Annotated in this window: 20 protein-coding genes and 1 tRNA gene; 10 read left to right on the forward strand and 11 right to left on the reverse strand. The window is 65.0% G+C overall.

The window, feature by feature from the left end:
- The first annotated feature begins 101 nt into the window (after positions 1-101).
- Positions 102-1,304, forward strand: coding sequence for an acetyl-CoA C-acyltransferase (locus WC585_RS07705; protein WP_373257082.1), 1,203 nt, complete (start codon positions 102-104; stop codon positions 1,302-1,304).
- A gap of 6 nt (positions 1,305-1,310) precedes the next feature.
- Here the strand turns inward: WC585_RS07705 and WC585_RS07710 are convergent, their stop codons facing one another.
- Positions 1,311-2,036, reverse strand: coding sequence for a helix-turn-helix transcriptional regulator (locus tag WC585_RS07710; protein WP_373257083.1), 726 nt, complete (start codon positions 2,034-2,036; stop codon positions 1,311-1,313).
- Positions 2,037-2,206: 170 nt separating this feature from the next.
- On the opposite strand from WC585_RS07710, the gene WC585_RS07715 reads away from it, so the two are divergent.
- A complete protein-coding gene (locus tag WC585_RS07715) occupies positions 2,207-2,836 on the forward strand; it encodes a glutathione S-transferase family protein (RefSeq protein WP_373257084.1) in 630 nt (209 codons plus the stop codon).
- A gap of 54 nt (positions 2,837-2,890) precedes the next feature.
- Here WC585_RS07715 and WC585_RS07720 read toward each other — a convergent pair whose 3' ends face one another.
- Genes WC585_RS07720 through otsB form a run of 3 tightly spaced genes read right to left on the reverse strand, consistent with a single transcriptional unit; the run spans position 2,891 to position 6,898 of the window.
- Entirely contained in the window at positions 2,891-4,318 is a 1,428-nt protein-coding gene (locus tag WC585_RS07720; RefSeq protein WP_373257085.1) for a trehalose-6-phosphate synthase, read from the reverse strand.
- Positions 4,319-4,328: 10 nt separating this feature from the next.
- Positions 4,329-6,113 carry a glycoside hydrolase family 15 protein gene (locus WC585_RS07725; protein ID WP_373257086.1) on the reverse strand — a complete coding sequence of 595 codons (1,785 nt, stop codon included), beginning with the start codon at positions 6,111-6,113 and terminating at the stop codon, positions 4,329-4,331.
- Positions 6,110-6,898 carry a trehalose-phosphatase gene (otsB, locus tag WC585_RS07730; protein WP_373257087.1) on the reverse strand — a complete coding sequence of 263 codons (789 nt, stop codon included), beginning with the start codon at positions 6,896-6,898 and terminating at the stop codon, positions 6,110-6,112. Before otsB ends, WC585_RS07725 begins: the two co-directional genes overlap by 4 nt.
- Positions 6,899-7,022: 124 nt before the next feature.
- Here otsB and WC585_RS07735 point away from each other — a divergent pair, with 124 nt between their 5' ends.
- The 4 genes from WC585_RS07735 to WC585_RS07750 all read left to right on the forward strand — a co-directional run bounded on the left by WC585_RS07735 (position 7,023) and on the right by WC585_RS07750 (position 12,128).
- Positions 7,023-8,015: an SIS domain-containing protein gene (locus WC585_RS07735; protein ID WP_373257088.1), complete on the forward strand. Its 993-nt coding sequence runs from the start codon at positions 7,023-7,025 to the stop codon at positions 8,013-8,015.
- A gap of 47 nt (positions 8,016-8,062) precedes the next feature.
- Positions 8,063-8,437, forward strand: a complete 375-nt coding sequence (locus tag WC585_RS07740) for a VOC family protein (RefSeq protein ID WP_373257090.1) — start codon at positions 8,063-8,065, stop codon at positions 8,435-8,437.
- 171 nt (positions 8,438-8,608) lie between these two features.
- A complete protein-coding gene (locus tag WC585_RS07745) occupies positions 8,609-9,814 on the forward strand; it encodes an acetyl-CoA C-acetyltransferase (protein ID WP_373257091.1) in 1,206 nt (401 codons plus the stop codon).
- Between the two features lie 139 nt (positions 9,815-9,953).
- The gene (locus WC585_RS07750; RefSeq protein ID WP_373257093.1) at positions 9,954-12,128 is read left to right on the forward strand and encodes a 3-hydroxyacyl-CoA dehydrogenase NAD-binding domain-containing protein; all 2,175 of its coding nucleotides are present in this window, start codon (positions 9,954-9,956) and stop codon (positions 12,126-12,128) included.
- Between the two features lie 35 nt (positions 12,129-12,163).
- Here WC585_RS07750 and WC585_RS07755 read toward each other — a convergent pair whose 3' ends face one another.
- A complete protein-coding gene (locus WC585_RS07755; protein WP_373257094.1) occupies positions 12,164-12,595 on the reverse strand; it encodes a DUF488 family protein in 432 nt (143 codons plus the stop codon).
- A gap of 193 nt (positions 12,596-12,788) precedes the next feature.
- Here WC585_RS07755 and WC585_RS07760 point away from each other — a divergent pair, with 193 nt between their 5' ends.
- Together WC585_RS07760 and WC585_RS07765 are read left to right on the forward strand one after the other, a co-directional pair.
- Positions 12,789-14,444, forward strand: coding sequence for an amidohydrolase (locus WC585_RS07760; RefSeq protein ID WP_373257096.1), 1,656 nt, complete (start codon positions 12,789-12,791; stop codon positions 14,442-14,444).
- 77 nt (positions 14,445-14,521) lie between these two features.
- A tRNA-Gly gene (locus tag WC585_RS07765) sits at positions 14,522-14,595 on the forward strand.
- A 204-nt stretch (positions 14,596-14,799) separates the two neighbouring features.
- Here the strand turns inward: WC585_RS07765 and WC585_RS07770 are convergent.
- From WC585_RS07770 to WC585_RS07780, 3 genes are read right to left on the reverse strand one after another with little or no spacing between them, the layout of a single operon-like run.
- Complete coding sequence (locus WC585_RS07770; protein ID WP_373257097.1) at positions 14,800-15,267, reverse strand: group III truncated hemoglobin; 468 nt, start codon at positions 15,265-15,267, stop codon at positions 14,800-14,802.
- Complete coding sequence (locus WC585_RS07775; RefSeq protein WP_373257098.1) at positions 15,258-15,740, reverse strand: DUF983 domain-containing protein; 483 nt, start codon at positions 15,738-15,740, stop codon at positions 15,258-15,260. Before WC585_RS07775 ends, WC585_RS07770 begins: the two co-directional genes overlap by 10 nt.
- Positions 15,737-16,426 (reverse strand): alternative oxidase, encoded by a 690-nt coding sequence (locus tag WC585_RS07780; protein ID WP_373257100.1) that lies wholly within the window; start codon positions 16,424-16,426, stop codon positions 15,737-15,739. Before WC585_RS07780 ends, WC585_RS07775 begins: the two co-directional genes overlap by 4 nt.
- Positions 16,427-16,917: 491 nt before the next feature.
- Between WC585_RS07780 and WC585_RS07785 the strand changes: the two genes are divergently transcribed.
- The gene (locus tag WC585_RS07785) at positions 16,918-17,481 is read left to right on the forward strand and encodes a DUF488 family protein (RefSeq protein ID WP_373257102.1); all 564 of its coding nucleotides are present in this window, start codon (positions 16,918-16,920) and stop codon (positions 17,479-17,481) included.
- Positions 17,482-17,568: 87 nt separating this feature from the next.
- On the opposite strand, the gene WC585_RS07790 is transcribed toward WC585_RS07785, so the two are convergent.
- Positions 17,569-17,784 (reverse strand): hypothetical protein, encoded by a 216-nt coding sequence (locus tag WC585_RS07790; RefSeq protein ID WP_373257103.1) that lies wholly within the window; start codon positions 17,782-17,784, stop codon positions 17,569-17,571.
- Between the two features lie 357 nt (positions 17,785-18,141).
- On the opposite strand from WC585_RS07790, the gene WC585_RS07795 reads away from it, so the two are divergent.
- Positions 18,142-18,552 carry a MarR family winged helix-turn-helix transcriptional regulator gene (locus WC585_RS07795; protein ID WP_373257105.1) on the forward strand — a complete coding sequence of 137 codons (411 nt, stop codon included), beginning with the start codon at positions 18,142-18,144 and terminating at the stop codon, positions 18,550-18,552.
- 375 nt (positions 18,553-18,927) lie between these two features.
- Here WC585_RS07795 and fixJ read toward each other — a convergent pair whose 3' ends face one another.
- Positions 18,928-19,542, reverse strand: coding sequence for a response regulator FixJ (gene fixJ / locus WC585_RS07800; protein WP_373257106.1), 615 nt, complete (start codon positions 19,540-19,542; stop codon positions 18,928-18,930).
- Positions 19,532-20,971: a sensor histidine kinase gene (locus tag WC585_RS07805; RefSeq protein WP_373257107.1), complete on the reverse strand. Its 1,440-nt coding sequence runs from the start codon at positions 20,969-20,971 to the stop codon at positions 19,532-19,534. Before WC585_RS07805 ends, fixJ begins: the two co-directional genes overlap by 11 nt.
- Positions 20,972-21,169 lie beyond the last annotated feature (198 nt).

Raw genomic sequence — 21,169 nt, forward strand, 5'->3', positions numbered from 1 at the left:
CCGACGGCAAGCGCTTACAGTCCCTAGCGAGGAAACCCGCGCTCAAGCAGCGAGCGACCGCGTCGCAAGTGTTAGCGCCCCAAAAAGAAGGAGCATCCCAGATGCGTGAAGCCGTCATCGTCTCGACCGCCCGGACCCCGATCGGGCGCGCCTATCGCGGGGCCTTCAACGACACCCAGGCGCAGCAACTGGGGGCCCACGCCGTCAGGCATGCCGTCCAGCGCGCAGGCGTCGATCCGGCCGAGATCGAGGACGTCGTCATGGGCGCGGCCCTGCAACAGGGTTCGACCAGCCAGAATGTGGCGCGTCAGGTCGCCCTGGCAGCCGGCCTGCCGGTCACGGTTCCGGGCATGAGCCTGGATCGCCAGTGTGCCTCGGGCCTGATGGGCATCGCCACGGCGGCCAAGCAGGTGATCTTTGACCATCAGAAGATGGCGGTCGGCGGCGGTCTGGAGAGCATCTCCCTGGTCCAGAACGAGCATATGAACCTGTACCGGATGAAGGACGAGGCGCTGCTGAAGCAGGCCCCGCACATCTATATGTCGATGCTGGAGACGGCCGAAGTGGTGTCGCGCCGCTACGGCATCTCGCGCGACCGGCAGGATGAATATGCGCTCCAGTCCCAGCAGCGCACGGCCCAGGCCCAGGCCGAAGGTCGTCTCGACGCCGAGATCGTGCCGATGACCACCACCATGCAGGTGGTGGACAAGGCGACCGGTCAGGCCTCGGCCAAGGAAGTCACCCTGTCCAAGGATGAGGGCAATCGCGCGGACACGACGCTGGAAGGCCTGAAGTCGCTCAAGCCCGTCTTCGGCGGCGGTGAAGAGATCCAGCAGGGCGAGTTCATCACCGCCGGCAATGCGTCGCAGCTGTCCGACGGGGCTTCGGCCAGCGTCATCATGGAGGCGGGCGAGGCGGTGAAACGCAGCCTGCAGCCGCTCGGTGCCTATCGCGGCATGGCCGTGGCCGGCTGTGAGCCTGACGAAATGGGCATCGGCCCGGTCTATGCGGTGCCGAAACTGCTGAAGCGCCACGGGCTGACCGTGGACGACATCGGCATCTGGGAACTGAACGAGGCCTTTGCCGTGCAGGTTCTGTATTGTGCCGACACCCTGGGCATTCCGATGGACCGGCTGAACGTCTCGGGCGGCGCGATCTCCATCGGCCACCCCTACGGCATGAGCGGGGCCCGGATGACGGGCCACGTCCTGATCGAGGGCAAGCGGCGCGGGGCCAAATACGGCGTCGTCACCATGTGCGTCGGCGGTGGCATGGGCGCGGCGGGCCTGTTCGAGATTTATTGACCGGGTTCAGGCGCAGGGCTCGCTGTTGCCCTGCGCCTCCCACTTCGCCCGCTCGGCCTCCATCAGCTTGAACCAGCGTGCACGCAAGTTGGCCGGTCGGCCCGGATAGCGGTCGTCCAGATAGTCGGCCTCGACCACCCGATCGGTGCGGAAGGTGCGGAAATCGTCGCGCGTCTCGCACCAGCCGACCAGCAGCCTGGTCGTCTCTCGATAGCCGACCAGGCAGGGCCAGATGATCCGCTGCGTCTCGCGCCCCTGTTCGTCTGCATAGTGAAGCCGCAGTTTGCGGCCCGCGTGGATGGCGGCGCGCACGCGGGCCATGTCCAGGGTCTCGACCGCATGCTGCCAGGCGGGCGGCGTCGATACGGCCGGCTCCATCACCACGGGGCGCAGGCTCTCGGGTACGGTGGCCGCGATCTTGGCAATCAGGTCGCGCGCCGCCCGCGCCAGACCCGGGTCGCCGCGCCCGGCCACCCACTGCGCCCCCAGAACCGCCGCCTCGACCTCGTCCGAGGTCAGCATCAGTGGCGGCATGTCGAAGCCGCCGTCCAGCACATAGCCGATGCCCGCCTCGCCCCGGATCGGCACGCGCTGCGCCATCAGGGTAGCGATGTCGCGATAGATGGAGCGTTTGGAGGTCTCGAGCTCTGCCGCCATGGCGTCGGCCGTCACCGGCCTGGAAGACCGGCGCAGCACCTGGATGATCTGGAACAGTCGGTCGGCGCGTCTCATCTATTGTGGCGCTATCGCAAACGACGCGGTCGTTTGCTGCTTGAGCGCGGACTCCTTCTTCGATGACCAAGTCATGATGCCGCATCACTGCTGACAGCATGCTGGCAGCAGCGTGGCAGTAGTCAAGGGTGTCGGCGACGAGGGGTCGCCCGCCCCTTGGGAGATTTAGAATGATCACTTTGTTCCACGCCCCGCAGTCGCGCTCGTCGCGCATGGTCTGGCTGATCGAGGAGCTCGGCATCGACTGCGAGGTTCGGTACTGCCAGATCGCAGTGCGCAACGGCCAGGCTGTCGGCGAGGCCGATCCGGCCAATCCGCACCCCGACGGCAAGGTGCCGGCCCTTCTGCATGAGGGTGCCCTGATTACGGAATCGGCGGCGATCGCCCTGTATCTGGCCGACCTGTTTCCCGAGGCCGATCTGGGTGCCTCAGTGGGCACAGCCGAACGCGGACCGCTGCTGACCTGGATCTGCTGGGCGGTGGGCGAACTGGAGCCGGCGATCTGGTCCAAGATGACGGGCGAGGCGGATCGCGATCCCCTGGCCAAGGCGCGTTATCAGGCGGCCGTGGATCGGCTGTTGGAGGCCCTGTGGGTCGGGCCTTACCTGATGGGTGAGCGCTTTACAGCCGCCGACGTCATGGTCGGTTCCAGCCTGGCCTGGGCGCGGTTGTTTCTGCCGGAAAGCCCGCTGCTTGATGCCTATGCCGATCGGCTGGCCCGGCGTCCCGCCCGCATCCGGGCGGATGCCAAGGACTCGGACAAGGGTATGTCCCAAACAGACGAGGTTCAGGCCGCGTAAATATCCCTCCTCCGCTCATCCCGGCTTTCGCTCGGGATGAGCCGAAGGCGATGTTCAGGCGGCGTGAGCGGGGACGGTATCGTCGTCTCCGTCCGCGGGCTTCTCGATGGCGCGCAGGGTGGAGACGAAGTCATCGCGCCAGATCCCGACGTCGGTGTCCCGCACCACCTGCATCAGCGTCTGCCACTTCCGCTTGCGCTCTTCCAGCGGCATGGTCAGGGCGCGCTTGATGGCGTCGGCGACCTCCTCACGGCTGAAGGGATTGACCAGCAGGGCCTCGCCCATCTGCTCGGCCGCGCCGGCGAAACGCGACAGCACCAGTACGCCCGGATCATCCGGATCCTGGGCTGCGATATATTCCTTGGCCACCAGATTCATCCCGTCGCGCAGCGGTGTCACAAGCCCGACCCTGGCCGCGCGATAGATTCCCGCCAGCTGGTCGCGGCGATAGGTGCGATTGATGTACCTGATGGGCTGCCAGTCCATGTCGGCAAAGGCCCCGTTCACGCGCCCGGCCAGGGAGTCCAGGCGCCCGCGAATGTCCTGGTAGGTGTCCACATCGTCACGGCTGATCGGCGTGACCTGCAGGAGGAAAACCTTGCCGCGCATGTCGGCATTGTCCTGCAGGAACTGCTCATAACCCAGCAGCCGCTCTTCCAGCCCCTTCGAATAGTCCAGCCGATCAACACCCACGATCATGGAGCGAAAGGCCGAGGACGCCGCCATCCGGTCATAGGTGCGGCGTCCGAATACGGAGTTTCGCGCGTCGAGAAAGCCATCCACATCGATACCGATGGGGAAGACGCCGGTTTGTACGGTCTTGCCGAAGGCCTCCAGCGCGTCGTTGGGCAGAAGTTTGCCGTCCACGCTGGGTTCGGACGCCACATAGTCGCGGAACAGATCCAGCCATTCGCGGGTGTGAAAGCCGATCAGGTCGTAGTCGAACATCGACTCCACCAGCCGGCGATGATGCGGCAGGGTGACCAGCAACTGGCGCACGGGCCAGGGCGTGTGGAGGAAGAAGCCGATCCGGTTCTTGATCCCCAGGCGGCGCAGATCCCGCGCCATCGGGATCATGTGATAGTCGTGAATCCAGATGATATCGTCCGGCTGGATCAGTGGGGCCAGAACCTCGGCGAAGCGCGCATTGGTGCGCTCATAGCCCTCGCCATAGGTGCGCTCATAGGCGGTCAGATCGACCCGGTGATGGAACAGCGGCCACAGGGTCTTGTTGGCATAGCCGTTGTAATATTCATCGACGTCCTGGGCCTCCAGGTCGACCAAGGCGACGGTGACACCCGCGCGATCCTCGATCTTGGCCTCGCCGGTGAACGTCTCGACGGTGTCTCCGGACCAGCCGAACCACAGTCCGTCATAGGTCTTCAGAGCGGCGGACAGCGCCATGGCCAGACCGCCCGCGGATCCGGCGGAAGGGTCCTTGGGGGCAGAAACGCGGTTGGAAACGACGATCAGGCGGCTCATGGACACAGGCTCATCGCGCGTCCGTCCACGATCGGCTGAGCAGGACCGCGCAGTTGATGATGCCAACCAGCGAATAGGTCTGCGGATAGTTCCCCCACAGCTCGTTGTCTCCCAGCGAGATGTCTTCGCTGAGCAGGCCCGCATGGGTCCGGCGGCTCAGCATCTGTTCGAAAATCTCGCGCGCCTCCTCGATCCGCCCGTTCTGATGCAGGGCCTCGATGAACCAGAAGGTGCAGAAGTTGAAGGCCGTCTCCGGCTCGCCGAAGTCGTCCGGTTCGACGTAACGGAACAGATAGGGGCCCTTCTTCAGATCGCGCTCGATGGCCTCGAACGTCTTGACCTGGCGAGGGTCCATCGGATCGATGAAGCCCAGGTCGGTCATCTGAAGCAAGGAGGCATCCAGTTCGCGGTTGCCGAAGCTGGCGGCGAACCGGCCTTCGTCCGGCAGGAAAGTTTCCGCCTCGATGCGGGCATGGATGATGTCGGCCCGATCCCGCCAGAAGGTTGCGCGATCCTTCAAGCCAAGATGATCCGCCGCCTTTGACAGGCGGTCGCAGGCGGCCCAGCACATGACCGAGGAATAGGTGTGCACCCGCGCGATGGTGCGGAACTCCCACAGGCCGGCATCGACCTGATCGTGCATGGCGAAGGCGCGGTCCCCGACCTTCTCCAGGGCGTGGAAATCGGCAACGGTGCCGGGGCGCAGCAGCCGCTGGTCGTAGAAGCTCTGGACCAGCGGCAGGACGATCTGGCCATAGACGTCGTGCTGAAGATGCTCGCGCGCCTGATTGCCTACGCGGACCGGCTTCATGCCGCGATAGCCCGCGACCGTTTCGGTGATCCGCTCGTCGATGTCTTCTTCCAGACCGACGCCATAGACGGGCTGAACGTGTCCGCCCGCCGACTGATCGACCAGATTCCTCAGATAGGCGAGGTAGTTCTCCAGGATGTCGACGGCACCCAGGCGGTTCAGGGCCCGCACGGTGTAGTAGGCGTCTCGGATCCAGCAGTAACGATAGTCCCAGTTGCGTCCGCTCTCGGGAAACTCGGGCACAGAGGTCGTCATGGCGGCGACGATGGCCCCCGTCTCCTCATAGGCGCAGAGTTTCAGGGTGATGGCGGCACGGATCACCGCCTCCTGCCAGTCCAGCGGCAGGTACAGGGTCCGAACCCAATCCTGCCAATAGGCCACGGTGCGATCCAGCGCCGCCGCGACGCCCGGCCCGACTTCCTGGTCGTAGCCCTCGTCCGGCCCCAGGAAGAAGGCATGCGGCCTCTCCAGCCGGAAGGTCCGCTCGTTCAGGATGTGCGAGACCGGACAGTCGGTGGTCAGGCGGAAGGTCACGTCGGTGCAGATGTAGCGGATGTGGTTCGACCCATGAGTCGTCTCCGCCGCCCTCGCGCCCCAGTCGGCCGAGGGCCGCAACCGCACGGTGATGCGGGGCGAGCCTTCCAACGGGCGCACGATCCGGCCGAAGGCCAGCGGGCGGTAGGTTCGGCTGTGCTTCATGTGCCGCGGGGCGAAGTCGATGATCTCCAGCGATGCCCCGTCCCCCGCCGTCAGCACCGTGCGCAGGACCGGCGTGTTGCGGATATAGGCCTGTTCCACCGAAACCTGATCTTCCAGACGGATGTCCCAGAAGCCGTGGTCCGGATCCGTGCCGTTCATGAGAGCCGAGAACACCGGATCGCCGTCCACGCGGGGCGCACAGGCCCAGATGAAACGCCCCTCACGATCGATCAGGGCGCTGATCGAACAGTTGCCGATGGGGGCAAGGTCCAGGTTGGGGGTCATGCGATCTCCTCGATCCGGTCCAGCCAGTCCAGCACGGCGTCTACATCGGGCAGGCTGAAGCGGGCCGCCGTCTCACGCGGAGGGCCGACCAGAACGCCGAACCCCCCGAGGGCTTCTGCGGCGCGAAAGCCATATTCGTCGGTCAGGTCGTCGCCAAGCATGACCGGTACGGCCCCCTTGAAGGGAGCCTCGTTCATGAAGGCCGTCAGGGCGGTGCCCTTGTCCGCGCCGGGCGTCTTCAGTTCGACCACCAGATTACCAGGTTGCAGGCTCAGCCCCGTCTTCTCGGCCAGTCGCCCGGCCAGGGCCTCGGCAGCGGCGGCGTGGGTGGGTGCGCCCCGGAAATGCAGGCCAGCCGCCACCGTCTTGTCCTCGACGATCATCCCGGGCCGCGTGCGGGCAAAGTCGTCGAAGGCTTCCACGGCCTCGCGCACAGCCGCGTCCGGTCTAGAGCGGAGCATCTCCCCATCGGCCCTGCGGCGTTCCAGACCGTGCACGCCTGAGGCCGAAGTCACGGCCTCGTCGGCGATGCGGTCGATCTCCTTGATCGTCCGCCCGCTCAAGATAGCGACCCGACCGACCAGCCGCTTCCCCAATGACATCAGGCTCGCGGTACGGCGAGGGTCGGCGACCACATCGTCGGGGGTAGGGGCCAGGGGGGCCAGAACGCCATCCATGTCCAGAAACAGGGCGGGACGTTGAAGTCGTAGGGGTGGAGGCGGCAATTGCGCGGGGGTGTCGGCGCGCGCTGTCGCGGCACCCTGGGTCGTCTCTAGCGTCACCATGGGCTTCCTAACGCATCAACCGCTCTGGGTTTCCCGCAAGCGTCACCTTTTCTTCGCAGGCGCAGCATGCATGGGCCAGGGCTCAACATTGTGAAACCGGCGGGGATGGGTCAAATCCCTGTCCATGAGCACGCTCGAGCCCCTCTCCGCCGATCCCGCCGCCATGGTCGCCCGTGCGCGGGAGGTCATCGCCCTGAACATCTCCGCCCTCCGGCAACTGGAGGGGGCGATCGACGACAGCCTAGCCCGGGCGGTCGAGATCATCCTGTCGCGCCCCGGCTATCTGGTGGTCACCGGCATGGGCAAGTCCGGCCATATCGGGGGCAAGATCGCCGCAACTCTGGCATCGACCGGCACCAACGCCTTCTTCGTGCACCCAGCAGAGATGAGCCACGGCGATCTGGGCATGCTGCGCAAGGACGTGACCCTGCTGGCCATCTCCAACTCTGGCGAAAGCCGTGAACTGCGCGATCCGCTGATCTACTGCCAACGCGAAGGCATTCCGGTCATCGGCATCACCCAGAGGCCGAACAGCTTTCTGGCCCGCATGTCCGCCGTCTGCCTGACCCTGCCCAATGCGCCCGAGGCCCATCCCGACGGCCTGGCCCCCACCACCTCGACCCTCATGACCCTGGCCATGGGCGACGCCCTGGCCATGGTCCTGACCGAGCGGCGCGGCTTCACCGCCGAGGATTTCGGCCTGCACCACCCCGGCGGCAAGCTGGGCATGAGCCTGCAGAGCGTGCGCGACTGGATGGGCGACCGGCCGCCTGCACCAGCCACAGTCTCGATGAATGCCAGTTTCGCCGATGTCGTCTCGGCCATTACCGAAGGTCGCAAGGGCGCGGCCGCCGTGGTCAATGACGACGGCACCCTGGCGGGGATCGTGACAGACGGCGACGTGCGCCGGGCCTTTGCGCGGGGCGATCTGAGCGGCCTGACCGCCGCAGACGTCATGAGCCCCCGCCCCAAGGTCATCGACCCCAGCGCCCGCATGAGCGATGCCATCGACCTGATGACCCAGAACAAGATCGCCACGCTTCTGATCGTCGAGGACGAACGCCCGGTCGCCATCGTGCACATCGCCGAGCTGATGCAGGCGGGCTACGTCGGCTGACACCTTCGGGCCGATCCTGCGTTTGGATCGGCAAGGAGGCTTCATCCATGATCGACCATGTCGCATTCGACGTCGCCGACATCGCGCGTTCCCGCGCGTTCTATGCCGCCGCTCTCGCGCCGCTCGGCTATCGCATCCTGGCCGAGGAGAGGGACGGCGACGCTTCCGTCGTGCTGTTCGGTATCGAAGAGCCGGACTTTGTGATCGCCGACAAGGACCGGCCCGCCCAATCCAACCACATCGCCTTTCGCGCAGAAAGCCGCCTGCAGGTCGAGGCTTTCCATCAGGCCGCATTGATGGCGGGTGGTATCGACCACGGTGCCCCCGGCCTTCGCACACAGTACGGCCCCAACTACTATGCCGCCTTCGTCCTCGACCCTGATGGCATCAACGTCGAGGCCGTGTGCCATAGGCCCGCATAGGCCTGTGAAGGCCAATATCTTCACCGGAAAATAGGCTTGCATCCGGCTTCTAACTTGACGTTGACGTAAACGTAGGGCTTTTGTCCCAGCGCGTTCTAATTGCAGACGTCCCTCAAGCAGCGTGGCGCCGCGCGCCAAGCGATAGGGACCCAAAAAGAGAGACACCTCTCCATGACCGAAGCCTATATCTACGACGCCGTCCGCACCCCGCGCGGCAAGGGCAAGAAGGACGGGTCTCTGCACGAGATCACGGCCCTGTCGCTGGCCACCCAGGTGCTGGAGGCCCTGCGCGACCGCAACGGGCTGGACACCACCAAGGTTGACGACGTCATCCTCGGCTGCGTCTCGCCGGTGGGCGAGCAGGGGGCGGATATCGCCCGCACCGCCGTGCTGAACGCCGGCTGGGCCCAGACGGTGGCGGGCGTGCAGATCAACCGCTTCTGCGCCTCGGGCCTGGAAGCCGTAAACATGGCGGCGGCCAAGGTGAAGGCCGGCGAGGCCGACTTCGCCGTCGGCGGCGGTGTCGAGGCCATGAGCCGCGTGCCCATGGGCAGTGATGGCGGGGCCTGGCCGGTCGATCCGTCCAGCGCCTTCTCGACCTATTTTGTGCCCCAGGGCGTCTCGGCCGACATGATCGCCTCGAAGTACGGCCTCTCACGCGACGACGTGGATGCCTATTCGGTCGAGAGCCACAAACGTTCGGCCCGCAGCTGGGCCGAGGGCCGGTTCTCGAAATCGGTGGTTCCGGTGCGCGACCAGCTGGGTCTGGTCCGCCTGGACCGCGACGAGACCATCCGTCCCAACACCGACATGCAGACCCTGGGTGCACTGAACCCGTCGTTCGCCGCCATGGGCGAAATGGCGTTCGACGCCGTGATCAACCAGCGCTACCCCGAGGTCGAGCGCGTCAACCACGTCCACACCCCCGGCAATTCGTCGGGCATCGTCGACGGCTCGGCCGGCGTCCTGATCGGCAGCCTGGAAGCGGGCAAGGCCCTGGGCCTCAACCCCCGCGCCCGCATCGTCGGGGCCGCCTCGATCGGCTCCGAGCCTTCCATCATGCTGACCGGTCCGGAGTTCGTGACGAAGAAGCTGCTGGGCAAGCTGGGCATGACCACCGCCGACATCGACGTATGGGAGCTGAACGAGGCCTTCGCCGCCGTGGTCCTGCGCTACATGCAGGCGCTGGATATCCCGCATGACAAGATCAATGTGAACGGCGGCGGCATCTCCATGGGCCACCCGCTGGGGGCCACGGGGGCCATGATCACCGGCATTGCCCTGGACGAGCTGGAGCGGTCCGACAAGTCGACCGCCCTGATCACCCTGTGCATCGGCGGCGGCATGGGCACCGCCACGGTGATCGAGCGGGTGTGATCCATTGCTCCCCCGTCGGGGGAGCTGTCAGCGAAGCTGACTGAGGGGGCTGGCCCCTAACGCCAGTGGCTGCGGTGGGCCCCCTCCACCGCTTCGCGGTCCCCCTCCCCCGGTGGGGGAGGAATAAGGAAGAGAGACCATGGAAAACTTCAAGATCGACGTCGACGCCGACGGCATCGCCCTGATCACCTTCGACGTTCCCGGACGGTCGATGAACACCCTGACCAGTGGCGTGATGAAGGAAATCCCGGAGTGGGTCGAGCGGGTCAAGACCGACGACGCCATCAAGGGCGTGGTCCTGACCTCGGGCAAGGCCTCCGGCTTCTGCGCCGGTGCGGACCTGGGCGACATGGCCGGCGGCATGCTGGCGGGCGGCTCGCTTCAAGAGGCCTATGACGCCGGCTGGAAGCTGAACGGGGCCCTGCGCGCGCTGGAAACCTGCGGCAAGCCCGTGGCGGCCGCGATCAATGGCCTGGCGCTGGGCGGCGGTCTGGAACTGACCCTGGCCTGTCATTACCGCGTCGTCGGCGACAGCCCGAAGATTCAGCTCGGCCTGCCCGAGATCAAGGTCGGCCTGTTCCCCGGTGGTGGCGGCACCCAGCGCCTGCCACGCCTGATCGGCGTCCAGGCGGCGATGATGGCCATGACCGAAGGCAAGTCCTTCCGCCCCAACGACGCCAAGGGCGCGGGCTTCATCCATGAAGTCGTCCCCGTCGGCACCGAAGTGGAGGCCGCCAAGGCCTGGATCAACGGCGGCGGCAAGGCCGTCCAGCCGTGGGACGACAAGTCCTTCAAACTGCCCGGTGGTGGTCCCTACCACCCCGTCGGCGTCCAGAATTTCATCGTCGGCAATGCGATGATCCGCAAGCAGACCTACGGCAACTATCCCGCCGCCACCAACCTGATGAGCGCCGTCTATGAGGGTATGCAGGTGCCGATGGACGCAGCCCTGCGCATCGAGACCCGCTACTTCATCAAGACCCTGATGACGCCCCAGGCCCAAGGCATGATCCGCTCGCTGTTCCTGTCGAAACAGGAACTGGACAAGGGGGCCGTCCGCCCCGCCGGCGTGCCCAAGTCGGACCCCAAGAAGGTCACGGTCCTGGGTGCCGGCATGATGGGCGCGGGTATCGCCTATGTGCAGGCCCTGGCCGGCATCGAAACCATCCTGATTGATCAGACCCAGGAGGCCGCCGACAAGGGCAAGGCCCATGTCGAGGAACTGCTGAAGAAGCGCTTGTCGCGCGGCCAGATCACCCAGGACAAGTTTGACGCCCTGCTGGCCTCTGTCACCGCCACCACCGACTATGATCACATCAAGGGCTCGGACCTGGTTATCGAGGCCGTGTTCGAGAACCGCGAGATCAAGGCCGAAGTGACGAAGCGTGCCGAGGCCCAGCTGGCGCCCGGTGCCATCTTCGGCTCCAACACCTCGACCCTGCCGATCACCGGCCTCGCCGAGGCCTCGGTCCGCCCCGAGGACTTCATCGGCATTCACTTCTTCTCGCCCGTCGACAAGATGATGCTGGTCGAGATCATTCTGGGCGAGAAGACCGGCGAGGCAGCCATCGCCAAGTCGCTGGACTACATCCTGAAGATCAAGAAGACCCCGATCGTCGTCAACGACGGCCGCGGCTTCTACACCTCGCGCTGCTTCGCCACCTACGTCGCAGAGGGCCTGGCCATGCTGCAGGAGGGTTATGCCCCCGCCCTGATCGACAATATCGGCCGCATGACCGGCATGCCGCGCGGTCCGTTGGAAATGCACGACGACGTGGCCCTGGACCTGTCGGTCAAGGTCGCCAAACAGACGGCCATCGATCTGGGCGACAAATACGTCCCGCTTCAGGGCGCGGAGATCGTTCGCACCATGGTCGAGGATATGGGCCGTTACGGTCGCAAGAACGGCAAGGGCTTCTACGACTACGACACCAAGCCCAAGACGCTGTGGAAGGGCCTGTCCGACCTGGCTCCGGTGACGATCAACGATTCGACACCCGAAATGGTCGAGGATCAGAAGCGCCGCCTGCTGTATCGTCAGGCCGTCGAGGTCGCCAAATGCTGGGAAGAGGGCGTCATCGACGATCCGCGCGAAGCCGATGTCGGTGCCATCCTGGCCTGGGGCTTCGCGCCCTGGACCGGCGGCCCGATCACCTACATCGACCAGATCGGCCTGAAGGCCTTCGTCGAACAGGCGGACAAATACGCCGCTCAGTACGGCGACCGCTTTACCCCGCCCCAACTGCTGCGCGACATGGCCGCCAGGGGCGAGACCTTCTACGGCAATTTCGAAGGCAGGAAGGCCGCGGCGTAAATCTTCTCCCTCCCCTTCATGGGGAGGGAGAACTATTAGAGGTTCACCACCTCGAACCCGTCCTCGCTCGCCAGCCGTTCGGCCAGGACGGCCCGGTGGCAGCCCGCATGGTCAGCCTCGAAACACAGCAGAGCCGCCCGCTTTTCGCCCGCCAGAGCCCGCAACTGCTGGAAGGCGGCTTCCGATGCAGGCTCGCTCATGTGGCCCGCGAAGATGTCGCGCATCTCTCCGATCCGGCCCTTCTTCGCCGCCTCGCGACCCGCCTTGGGCGTACCCAGCGGGCGCAGGTGTAGATAGTCGATCCCGGCCTCTCGCAGGCTGTTGCCCAGGATGGTCTTCGAAAAGCCCGCCCGGCGCGAGGCCGCTACGGCGCGGACATCCACCAGAACCTCGACACCCGCAGCCTTCAGCCGGTCGATCACGGCGGCCTGCGGCTCGCCCTCATATCCGATGGTGAACAGTTTCATCGCCGTCAGATGGGAAGCATGAGCCCGATCGCCAGCGCGACCGTTTCTGACGCATCCTCGTGGCACAATCCTCTCCTCGGAGGCGTAGGCCGGGCGAAGTGGACTGAGTGGACTCAGTGGACTGTGTTTTTGTCGCCTTGACCTCTTTGCCGTCGTGTCGCACGGCCTTGGCTGCTGTTCAGGAGTCTGCCGCATGATCCGCCGCCTCGTCCTCGCCCTGCTGCTCTCCGGGGCCGCCACCACGGCCCATGCCCAGGACCTGCTGATCCGGGGCGGACCCATCTATACGGGCGTAGAGGCCGCCCCGACCGCCGAGGTGGTTCAGGTCCGCGACGGCCGCATCTACTATGTCGGCTCCTTCGCCGAGGCCCCGACGGGCGACGGCCTGACCCTGATCGACCTCAAGGGCGCGGCCCTGTTTCCCGGCTTCACCGACGGCCACGCCCATCTGGACGGCATCGGCTGGCGCGAGCTGACCCTGAACCTCGAGGGGTCGACCTCGGTCGCCGATGCCATGGCCAAGCTGACCGCCTGGGCTCAGGCCCATCCCGATGGCCCCATCGTGGGGCGTGGCTGGATCGAGACCCGCTGGCCGGAGGCGCGCTTCCTGACCGCCGCCGATCTGGATGCCGCTGCACCCGGGCGTGTCGTCCTGCTGGGCCGCGCCGATGGCCATGCCGTGGTCGCCTCGACCGCGGCCCTGACTGCTGCGGGTATCACCGCCTCGACCCAGGCACCTGCCGGGGGTGAAATCCTGAAAAGTCCCGACGGTCAGCCGACCGGCCTGCTGGTCGATGCAGCCGAACAGCTGGTGGCCCAGCTGATGCCTCAGGCCGACCCCGCTGCCCTGCGCGAGGCCTACCGCGCCGGGTTCCGCGTCGAGGCTCAATATGGCTGGACCGGCATCCATTTCATGAGCGCCCCATGGCGCGACATCCCCCTGCTGGAAGAGATGGCCGAGGCGGGCGAGGCCCCCTTGCGCGTCTACAACAGCGTCACCCCCGACGGTGCCGCCGCCCTGATCGCGGGCGGCCCGCGTAGCGTGGCGGACGAGCGAGTCGTGACCCGCGCCATCAAATACTATGCCGACGGCGCCCTCGGCTCGCGCGGCGCGGCCCTGTTCGAACCCTATGCCGACCGGCCCGACACCACCGGCCTGATGCAGATCACCGAAGCCGAGATCGTGCCCCTGTATGAGGCGGCGCTGAAGGGCGGCATCCAGGTCGCGACCCACGCCATCGGCGATCGCGGCAATGCTTCCGTGGCCGACTGGTATGCGCAGGCCCTGGCGGCGGTGCCTGCGTCCGAACGCCCCGACGGAGCCGATGTGCGCTGGCGCATCGAACATGCCCAGATCCTGCGCCCGGCCGACTATCAGGACTTCGTGGATCTGCCGATCATCGCTTCCATGCAGCCCAGCCACGCCATCGGCGACCTGCATTTCGCCCCGGCCCGCCTGGGCGACGCTCGTCTCGACGGGGCCTATGCGTGGCACAGCCTGGTCGATCGTGGCGTCATCGTCGTCGGTGGCTCGGACGCCCCGGTCGAGCGCGGTTCACCCCTGATCGAATTCTACGCCGCCGTCACCCGCCGCGATCTGGAGGGCTTCCAGGGCCCCGACTGGCGTCCGGGCGAGGCGGTCGACCGCATGACGGCGCTCAAGATGTTCACCCTCTGGCCCGCCCATGCCAGCTTCCAGGAAGACGATCTGGGCACCATCGAGATCGGCAAGCGCGCCGACCTGACCGCCTTCGACGTCGACCTGATGACCGCCCCCGCCGCCGACATCCCCAAGGGCAAGGCGACCCTGACGGTCGTGGATGGCGTGGTCGTCCATCAGGCCGACTAGAAACGACGACGGGGTGGCACGCGCCGCGCCCACCCCGTCTTGAGCTTGGTGCCCTAACCGCCTAAGGCTTCGGCAGCGCGGGCGTGATGTAGTGGTAGCCTGAAAGCTTCCCAAGCTTTTCGTGCGGGTTCGATTCCCGCCGCCCGCTCCAGCCGCAGGGCATTTGCGGCTCACTGATCATCAGAGCACGGACCAGTTTTTGCCTTTTTGCTTTTATTTTGCCAACGAGGCGCATCACGGCTGTTCAACTGCCTAGTTGGCATTAGATAGCGGTTCTGAAGGTCCGAACCTGAATCAAGGCGGCGGTTTGGAACGTCCGCTTTCTCCGCTAACAACCGGGCCATTTTCATGAAGACTATTCCGAGGAGAAGGGTCTTCCCTCTCTGCGGCTCTGAACTGGCCGAGAGGAGTTGAGACAGGCTGGAAACAGAAGGCCGTCACTAAGGCTGGCGGCGATCCGCTCTGCCTTTTCGGTCAGTTGTTGTGCGGGCCCGGTCTCAAACAGTTCATCCGCTGTGGTTCTCCAAAGGGCGAGCCAACGATCGAACATCTCTCCGCGGATCGGCAGGCTCCGATGCGCCGCAAACGGATTGCCCTTGTAGCGTCCTGTTGTGAGCATCACCGAAGACCAGAAGTCGACGAGGCGGGCCAGGTGCGCATCCCAATCGGGGACGACCGCCGCGAACACTGGGCCAATCATGTCGTCGGCTCGCGCGCGGGAGTAAAAGGCCGCGACGAGAGCAGTGATCCCGCTCTCGTCGAGACACTCCCGTTTGCGTGCGGTCGCGCCGGTTTGATGAGCCGCCACCGGGGTCACCGCCACCTCGAACCTTCACCGTGTTTGCCGACGCTTTCCCACTCCGGCGGAGCGGCCTTATGCACGAACTGCTCGCTGACCATCCAGCCCTTGAGCGGGCGAAGAACTGCGAGGCAGGCGACGAAGAGCAGTGGCATGGTCACGACCATGTGCACCCAGATCGGAGGATGCACGCCGAACTCGAACCACATGAATAAGCCCATGCCAACGACCCCCACCGCGCTCATACCGAAGAACGCCGGCCCGTCCGCCGGGTCCGCGAACCCGTAATCCAGACCACAGGCCGGGCATGCGGCGCGGATGGTCAGGAACCCTTGAAGCAGATCGCCCTTGCCGCAACGGGGGCATTTGCAGGCCAAGCCGGTCGAGAACGTGCTCAGGGGCGGGTAGGCCGGCGGAGCACGGTTCGGCGCGATTATCAGAGACGGGCGTTCGCCCGACGCTCCCGCGTCGGGCGGAGGCGAGGCTGGCGACATCATGCCGCGTGCTTCCAGGTGGGCTCAAGCGCCACGTGGGGCGGACAGGGCGCGACGGCCTGGATCGGCAGCCCCGCCAGTTCGTTGGCATAGCCGTGGTTGACGTCGCGATGATGCGCCTCGTCGGCCCGCACGACCAGCACCACATCCCGCAGCGTGGCGTCGTCGGCGAGGCCCCAGTAGCGTTTCGCGATCTCCGGCGCCGGCACGTTAGGACTGCGGCCTTCGTCGATTTCGGCGAGATAGTGAGTGTAGCTGGTCACCGCCTCCTCCTCGAAATACCCGACGACGCGGTGGGCCGTCTTGGAGGACACGAGATAGAGCCCGAAGAAGAACAGATAGAAGACCCACTGCACCGAGACGATGACGAAACGCTCGAACAGGGTCGGCTGCGAGATCTCGATGAAGGTCATCAGATGCATGCGCTCGTTCTCGGCCTCGTCCATCAGGGTCTTGATCCACCCCTTGTCGTCGCACATCCGGCGCAGGCAACTCAGGTGGTTGATCGTGGCGCCGACCATCCCCGGCACCGCAGCGACGGTCTCCAGAACGACGGCTCGGTGGCCGTAGCGCTTGGCGAAGAAGGTGTCGGCGCAGAAGCGGAGCAGCTTGGTGAAGCCAAAAGCCACCGTGTCGGACAGGCCTTTGGGCCGGTGGTGGATCGAGAGATCGACGAGGGGGGCGGTCATGGCCTTAGTTCCTGCTGAACCGGAGAGGCTCCGGGCCGCTGCGGCGGCGTCTTGAAGATGTCGTCGGTATAAGTGGCTCGCGGGGCGCGCGGCATTCGGGTCTTCGCCCTAAGGGGAATCCCGGAGGTCTGAGACCCCCGCACACACCTCGAACCCGCGGCGTGGGGTACGACTGGCGCCCGCTCTTGTATTGATGCGTCCGTCGCAGCTGCATCCCGATCTTCGGCGTAGCCTTCCTTTTCGCCTTGCCGATCTCTGGCAACCCGGAGTGTTTCTCGTCGTTGTTCGATTGGGATCGTCACAATGGGCAATGCTGGCTTCACCGAGCTTCGGCATTCCCCGATTAGCCTTCTCGTGTGCCGTCGCCATTCACCAGGCGGCGGCCAAACACCTGTCCCCGACGAGGTGCTCTGCGGGAGTCTCTGCAGCCATTGCGGCGGGCGAGGCGTGGTTCGATGCGAGCCCTGGAAGGCTCTGATGGAGAGCGACTGATGGCGACTGGCTTCACCACCATTGGTCACTCCAAGCGCGGTCTCGAGGAGTTTCTGGAGATGCTCCGTCAGGCACGCGTCGATCTGCTTGTGGATGTTCGCTCGTTTCCGCGTTCTCGCAACAATCCGATCTTCAACATTGACCGGCTGCCTGACGATCTGGCGTTGATCCAGATCGCCTACCGACATTTTCCAGAGCTTGGCGGACGTCGTCCCAAGCAGCTTGAGGTCGATCCGGCCCTGAATGGTCTGTGGCGGGTACAGAGTTTCCACAACTACGCCGATTACGCTCTCGGCCCGGCGTTCGGCGACGCCTTCAACACGTTGATCGAACTCGGTCGTGAGCAGCGTGTCGCCTTGATGTGTTCCGAAGCCGTGTGGTGGCGCTGTCATCGGCGCATCATCACTGATTACTTGCTGTTCAGGGGAGAGACCGTCGCGCATCTGATGGCGATCGGAAAGACCGTCAGTGCGACGCCAACACCCGGCGCCCGACCGCTGAAGCCCCATCATGTGATCTATCCCGGTCGACCTCTGGAGAACGACCAAGGCCAGCCGGGTTGAACGGATTGGCTACTTCACAAGCATCGAAATTCGTGTTTTATATCGCAATACGATATAAATTTTGTGCAGGAGGTCGTAATGCTTGCCTCAGGGCACCCACCCGATGTTCGTGCGAATTTCGATGAGGATCTGCTGCTCGCCGTTCGTTTTGAAGGCGACTGCTGGCTCCTCGACTGCGGTCAGCGTTTTGAAACCTTGGTATATCGATCCGGAGGCGCAGCCGAGACTGCCGCCCGGACCTTGGCGGCGCGGCTCGCCGAGTGCGGACAAGGCGTCCACCTTTCCGTTGAGGATCGGGGGCATGCCGTCGTCGGGACCCGCCTCTACTTTCCATTTGACGGTTCTGCCCGGTTTGACCGGTCGGCGGCGGGACACAGGGTGTGAAAGGCGTGTTGATCGGCGCGGCGGGCGGCATGCTTGTCCTGTTCGCGGGGATATTTCTGCTCGTCTTCGGCAGCCTTACGCACACATCGCTCGCGATGGCGGCGGCAGCGGTCGCCATCCCGGCCGGGCTCGGGCTCCTGGGGTGGTCTGTGGTGGCCCGGAATCGGAAACTCTAGGTATCGTGCCTGACTTTCATGCCGATCAACCGCAGCAATGCGCCAAACCTCCTGGCGAAGAGGTGGGGTTTGACGGGCGCGGTGTCCAGTGACGGTCGCTTTGACGCAGGCAGACTTCGAAGCCCTGGCGCGTTTTCGGCAGTCGGTCCGCCAGTATCTGGCTTTCGCGGAAAAGGGAGCCAAAGCTGCGGGACTGACCTCGCAACAGCATCAGGCTCTTCTTGCGATCAAGGCCCAAAGCTACTCTGGAGCCATCACGATTGGCGACCTGGCCAACCGTCTGTTACTGCAGTCGCACAGTGCGGCTGGATTGGTTGATCGCTTGGTTGCCGCTGAGCTGGTAGCTCGCGAAACGGGCTCGACCGACCGGCGTGTTGTGCACGTCCGGCTGACTTCCAGGGGAGAGCATGTGCTCGCGCTGCTCTCGGAACGGAATCTCCAAGAATTGAAGATTATTTCGCCCTCGTTGGAAATGTCCCTCAACCGGTTCGAATACCTGCGAGAGGACTAGCCCTATTGGTGTGAGGCGCCGCGTTTGCACTTTGATTCGCAACGATTCGACCCGATGAAATCCTGTCGTAGATGCACGAGGCAGGCATTTTGTCCGTCGAGCAGGTTCAATGGGGTTTCATCGAACCCGACGGCAATCTGTCCTTCGTCCGGGCGGACGACGGAGATACAGGCTCCGTCGACGACAAGTCGGTAGGTTGAGCGCGATCCGCACATACCGAACAGCGCGCATGGGCTTTGACGCAGGCCTTCTCGAGCGTCGAAACGCCAGACCACCAAGGAGTTGCTCCTCTCGGCTCTCCCGGAAACACACCGTCGATGCCGCTCCTGACGGCGTACGAGAATCCAGGGTCATGTCGAGCGCGGCGTAGCCAAGCTAGTCTGGGAAAGACCCCGTTGTCATGACCATCCTTACCAGCTCCGACAGACTGCCAGCGTGCATCTTGGTCATGGCGTTGGCGCGATAGACCTCGACGGTGCGCGGGCTAATTCCGAGATCGAACGCTATGACCTTGTTGGCATGTCCTTTGACGAGCCCATCGACGATATCGCGCTCGCGAGGGGATAAGGTGTCTAGCCGGACGGCGATAGCCCGGCGCTCCGCGTCTGCGGACGTCGCCTTTCTGGACTGGTCGAGCACGCGATGTATCGATGCGAGGAGTACTTCGTCATCGAACGGTTTTTCGATAAAATCGACAACACCCGCGCGCATGGCCTCAATGGCCATGGGCACGTCTGCATGGCCGGTGATCACGATGACAGGCTCGACCGATCCGCTGTCGCGCAGCCGACGGGCCAGTTCGATGCCGGTCATGTCCGGCATGCGGACATCGGTCACGATACAACCCGCCGGGCGCTCAGGTTCCGCGAGGAAGTCGATCGCGGACTCATAGGTCCGCGCCGTCAGGTCGGCCGTCTCCAGGAGGAAGGCCAGGGAATCGCGCACGGCTGCGTCGTCATCGATGACGTGGATAATGGCGTCAGTCGTCACCGTTTGCCTCCTCTTCCAGACGTCCGCGCTGGAGCGTGAAAATGAAAACTGCACCGCCGGCAGGGTTCTCCTCGAACCAGATTCGCCCACCGTGAGACTCGACGATGGTGCGCGAAATTGACAGGCCCACGCCCATTCCCGTCCGTTTGCTGGTCACAAAAGGCTGGAATAGCTGCTCCACGAAATCTGCTGCCACGCCGGCCCCGGTGTCCGACACCGAGACCTGGATCAGATCGGCGTTTACAGGCACCGCGCCGATCACCAGGTCCCGCACCGGCGCGTCTTCCATGGCGTCCATCCCGTTGCGGATCAGGTTAAGCAGAACCTGTTGAATCTGGACCTTGTCAGCCAGCACCCGATCGGCCGCAGGGTCGATCTCGAACCGAACCCGAACGCCGTGTTCGCGCGCGCCGACGAGCGCAAGGGCGCTGGCCTCCTCGATGAGCTTCGGAAGGTCCTCAATCCGACGTTCGGTCTCGCCGCGCGAAACGAACTCGCGCAGCCGCCGGATGATGACCCCCGCGCGCATCGTCTGTTCGGCCGCGTGTTCGAGAGCACTGGCGATCCGCTCATCGCCCAGTCCTTTCGAGGCCATCAGCCGTGTCGAGCCTTTCAGATAGTTGGAAATGGCCGTCAGCGGCTGGTTCAGCTCGTGAGCCAAGGCCGACGCCATTTCGCCGAGCGCGGTCAGCCGGGACACCCGCACGAGATCGCTCTGCAGTTCTTGCATCCGGGTTTCGGCCTGCTGGCGTTCGGTCAGGTCGCGAACGAAGCCCGTGAAGAAGCGGCCGTCGGCCGTCCGCATCTCGCCCACGGCCAACTCCATCGGAAATGTGGAGCCGTCCTTGCGTTGACCAACGACGATCCGACCGAGGCCGATGATGCGGCGCTCGCCTGTTCTGTAGTATCGATGCAGGTAGCCGTCATGCGCTTCTCTGTGCGGCGAGGGCATGAGGGCGCTCACGTTCTGGCCAATAACTTCGTCCAGGGACCAGCCGAAAAGTCGCTCGGCCGTCGGGCTGAAGGCACGGATCCGGCCGCCGTCGTCGATCAGGATCATGGCGTCCGGGATGGTGTTCAGGATGAGCCGGAGATGGGTCTCGCGGGATGAGAGCTCGCGATGCGCCCGCTGGAACCATTCGCCGCCCAACGTCACCGAAGCCGCCACGCCGACGAACAGGAAAGCCTCAATCCACAGTGCCGGGCTCAGAGGTGAAAGCAGCAGGCCCCCGCCGAGGCCGATCAGGGTCGCCGCAAATCCCAGCAGCCAGCCGCCCATGGCGGCGCCGACCACGACGGCCGGCACGAAGACCAGGAAGGCTCCGTGATCGCCGATACGCTCGCCCAGTCCGGCGCGCAAACCCGCGCCGGCCATAGCAACGATCACCGCCGCCGCGAACGCCATCCAGGGAGAGGCGGGGCGGATCAAGGCTGAGGGCGCTGTTTCAGGGGGCTGAAAAGCTCGCATCGATATCCCTTATCGCGGCAGAGCGGCCTGCGCGCCTCCGGGGTTCCCCTAAGACGAAGTTCCGAGGACCACCGTGAGCATTCTTTCTAAACCGACAGCATGATCCTCGGGAGGTCTCGAAACCATTTTGTTCGAGCGTTTCGTCGTCATTCGGTGCGC

This window comes from Brevundimonas sp., assembly GCF_041648055.1.
Classification (GTDB): domain Bacteria; phylum Pseudomonadota; class Alphaproteobacteria; order Caulobacterales; family Caulobacteraceae; genus Brevundimonas.

Coding starts and splice junctions, on each gene's coding strand:
- WC585_RS07705 (WP_373257082.1), top strand. CDS start 102: ATGCGTGAAGCCGTCATCGTCTCGACCGCCCGGACCCCGATCGGGCGC.
- WC585_RS07710 (WP_373257083.1), bottom strand. CDS start 2,036: ATGAGACGCGCCGACCGACTGTTCCAGATCATCCAGGTGCTGCGCCGG.
- WC585_RS07715 (WP_373257084.1), top strand. CDS start 2,207: ATGATCACTTTGTTCCACGCCCCGCAGTCGCGCTCGTCGCGCATGGTC.
- WC585_RS07720 (WP_373257085.1), bottom strand. CDS start 4,318: ATGAGCCGCCTGATCGTCGTTTCCAACCGCGTTTCTGCCCCCAAGGAC.
- WC585_RS07725 (WP_373257086.1), bottom strand. CDS start 6,113: ATGACCCCCAACCTGGACCTTGCCCCCATCGGCAACTGTTCGATCAGC.
- otsB (WP_373257087.1), bottom strand. CDS start 6,898: ATGGTGACGCTAGAGACGACCCAGGGTGCCGCGACAGCGCGCGCCGAC.
- WC585_RS07735 (WP_373257088.1), top strand. CDS start 7,023: ATGAGCACGCTCGAGCCCCTCTCCGCCGATCCCGCCGCCATGGTCGCC.
- WC585_RS07740 (WP_373257090.1), top strand. CDS start 8,063: ATGATCGACCATGTCGCATTCGACGTCGCCGACATCGCGCGTTCCCGC.
- WC585_RS07745 (WP_373257091.1), top strand. CDS start 8,609: ATGACCGAAGCCTATATCTACGACGCCGTCCGCACCCCGCGCGGCAAG.
- WC585_RS07750 (WP_373257093.1), top strand. CDS start 9,954: ATGGAAAACTTCAAGATCGACGTCGACGCCGACGGCATCGCCCTGATC.
- WC585_RS07755 (WP_373257094.1), bottom strand. CDS start 12,595: ATGAAACTGTTCACCATCGGATATGAGGGCGAGCCGCAGGCCGCCGTG.
- WC585_RS07760 (WP_373257096.1), top strand. CDS start 12,789: ATGATCCGCCGCCTCGTCCTCGCCCTGCTGCTCTCCGGGGCCGCCACC.
- WC585_RS07775 (WP_373257098.1), bottom strand. CDS start 15,740: ATGATGTCGCCAGCCTCGCCTCCGCCCGACGCGGGAGCGTCGGGCGAA.
- WC585_RS07780 (WP_373257100.1), bottom strand. CDS start 16,426: ATGACCGCCCCCCTCGTCGATCTCTCGATCCACCACCGGCCCAAAGGC.
- WC585_RS07785 (WP_373257102.1), top strand. CDS start 16,918: ATGGCGACTGGCTTCACCACCATTGGTCACTCCAAGCGCGGTCTCGAG.
- WC585_RS07790 (WP_373257103.1), bottom strand. CDS start 17,784: ATGCCCCCGATCCTCAACGGAAAGGTGGACGCCTTGTCCGCACTCGGC.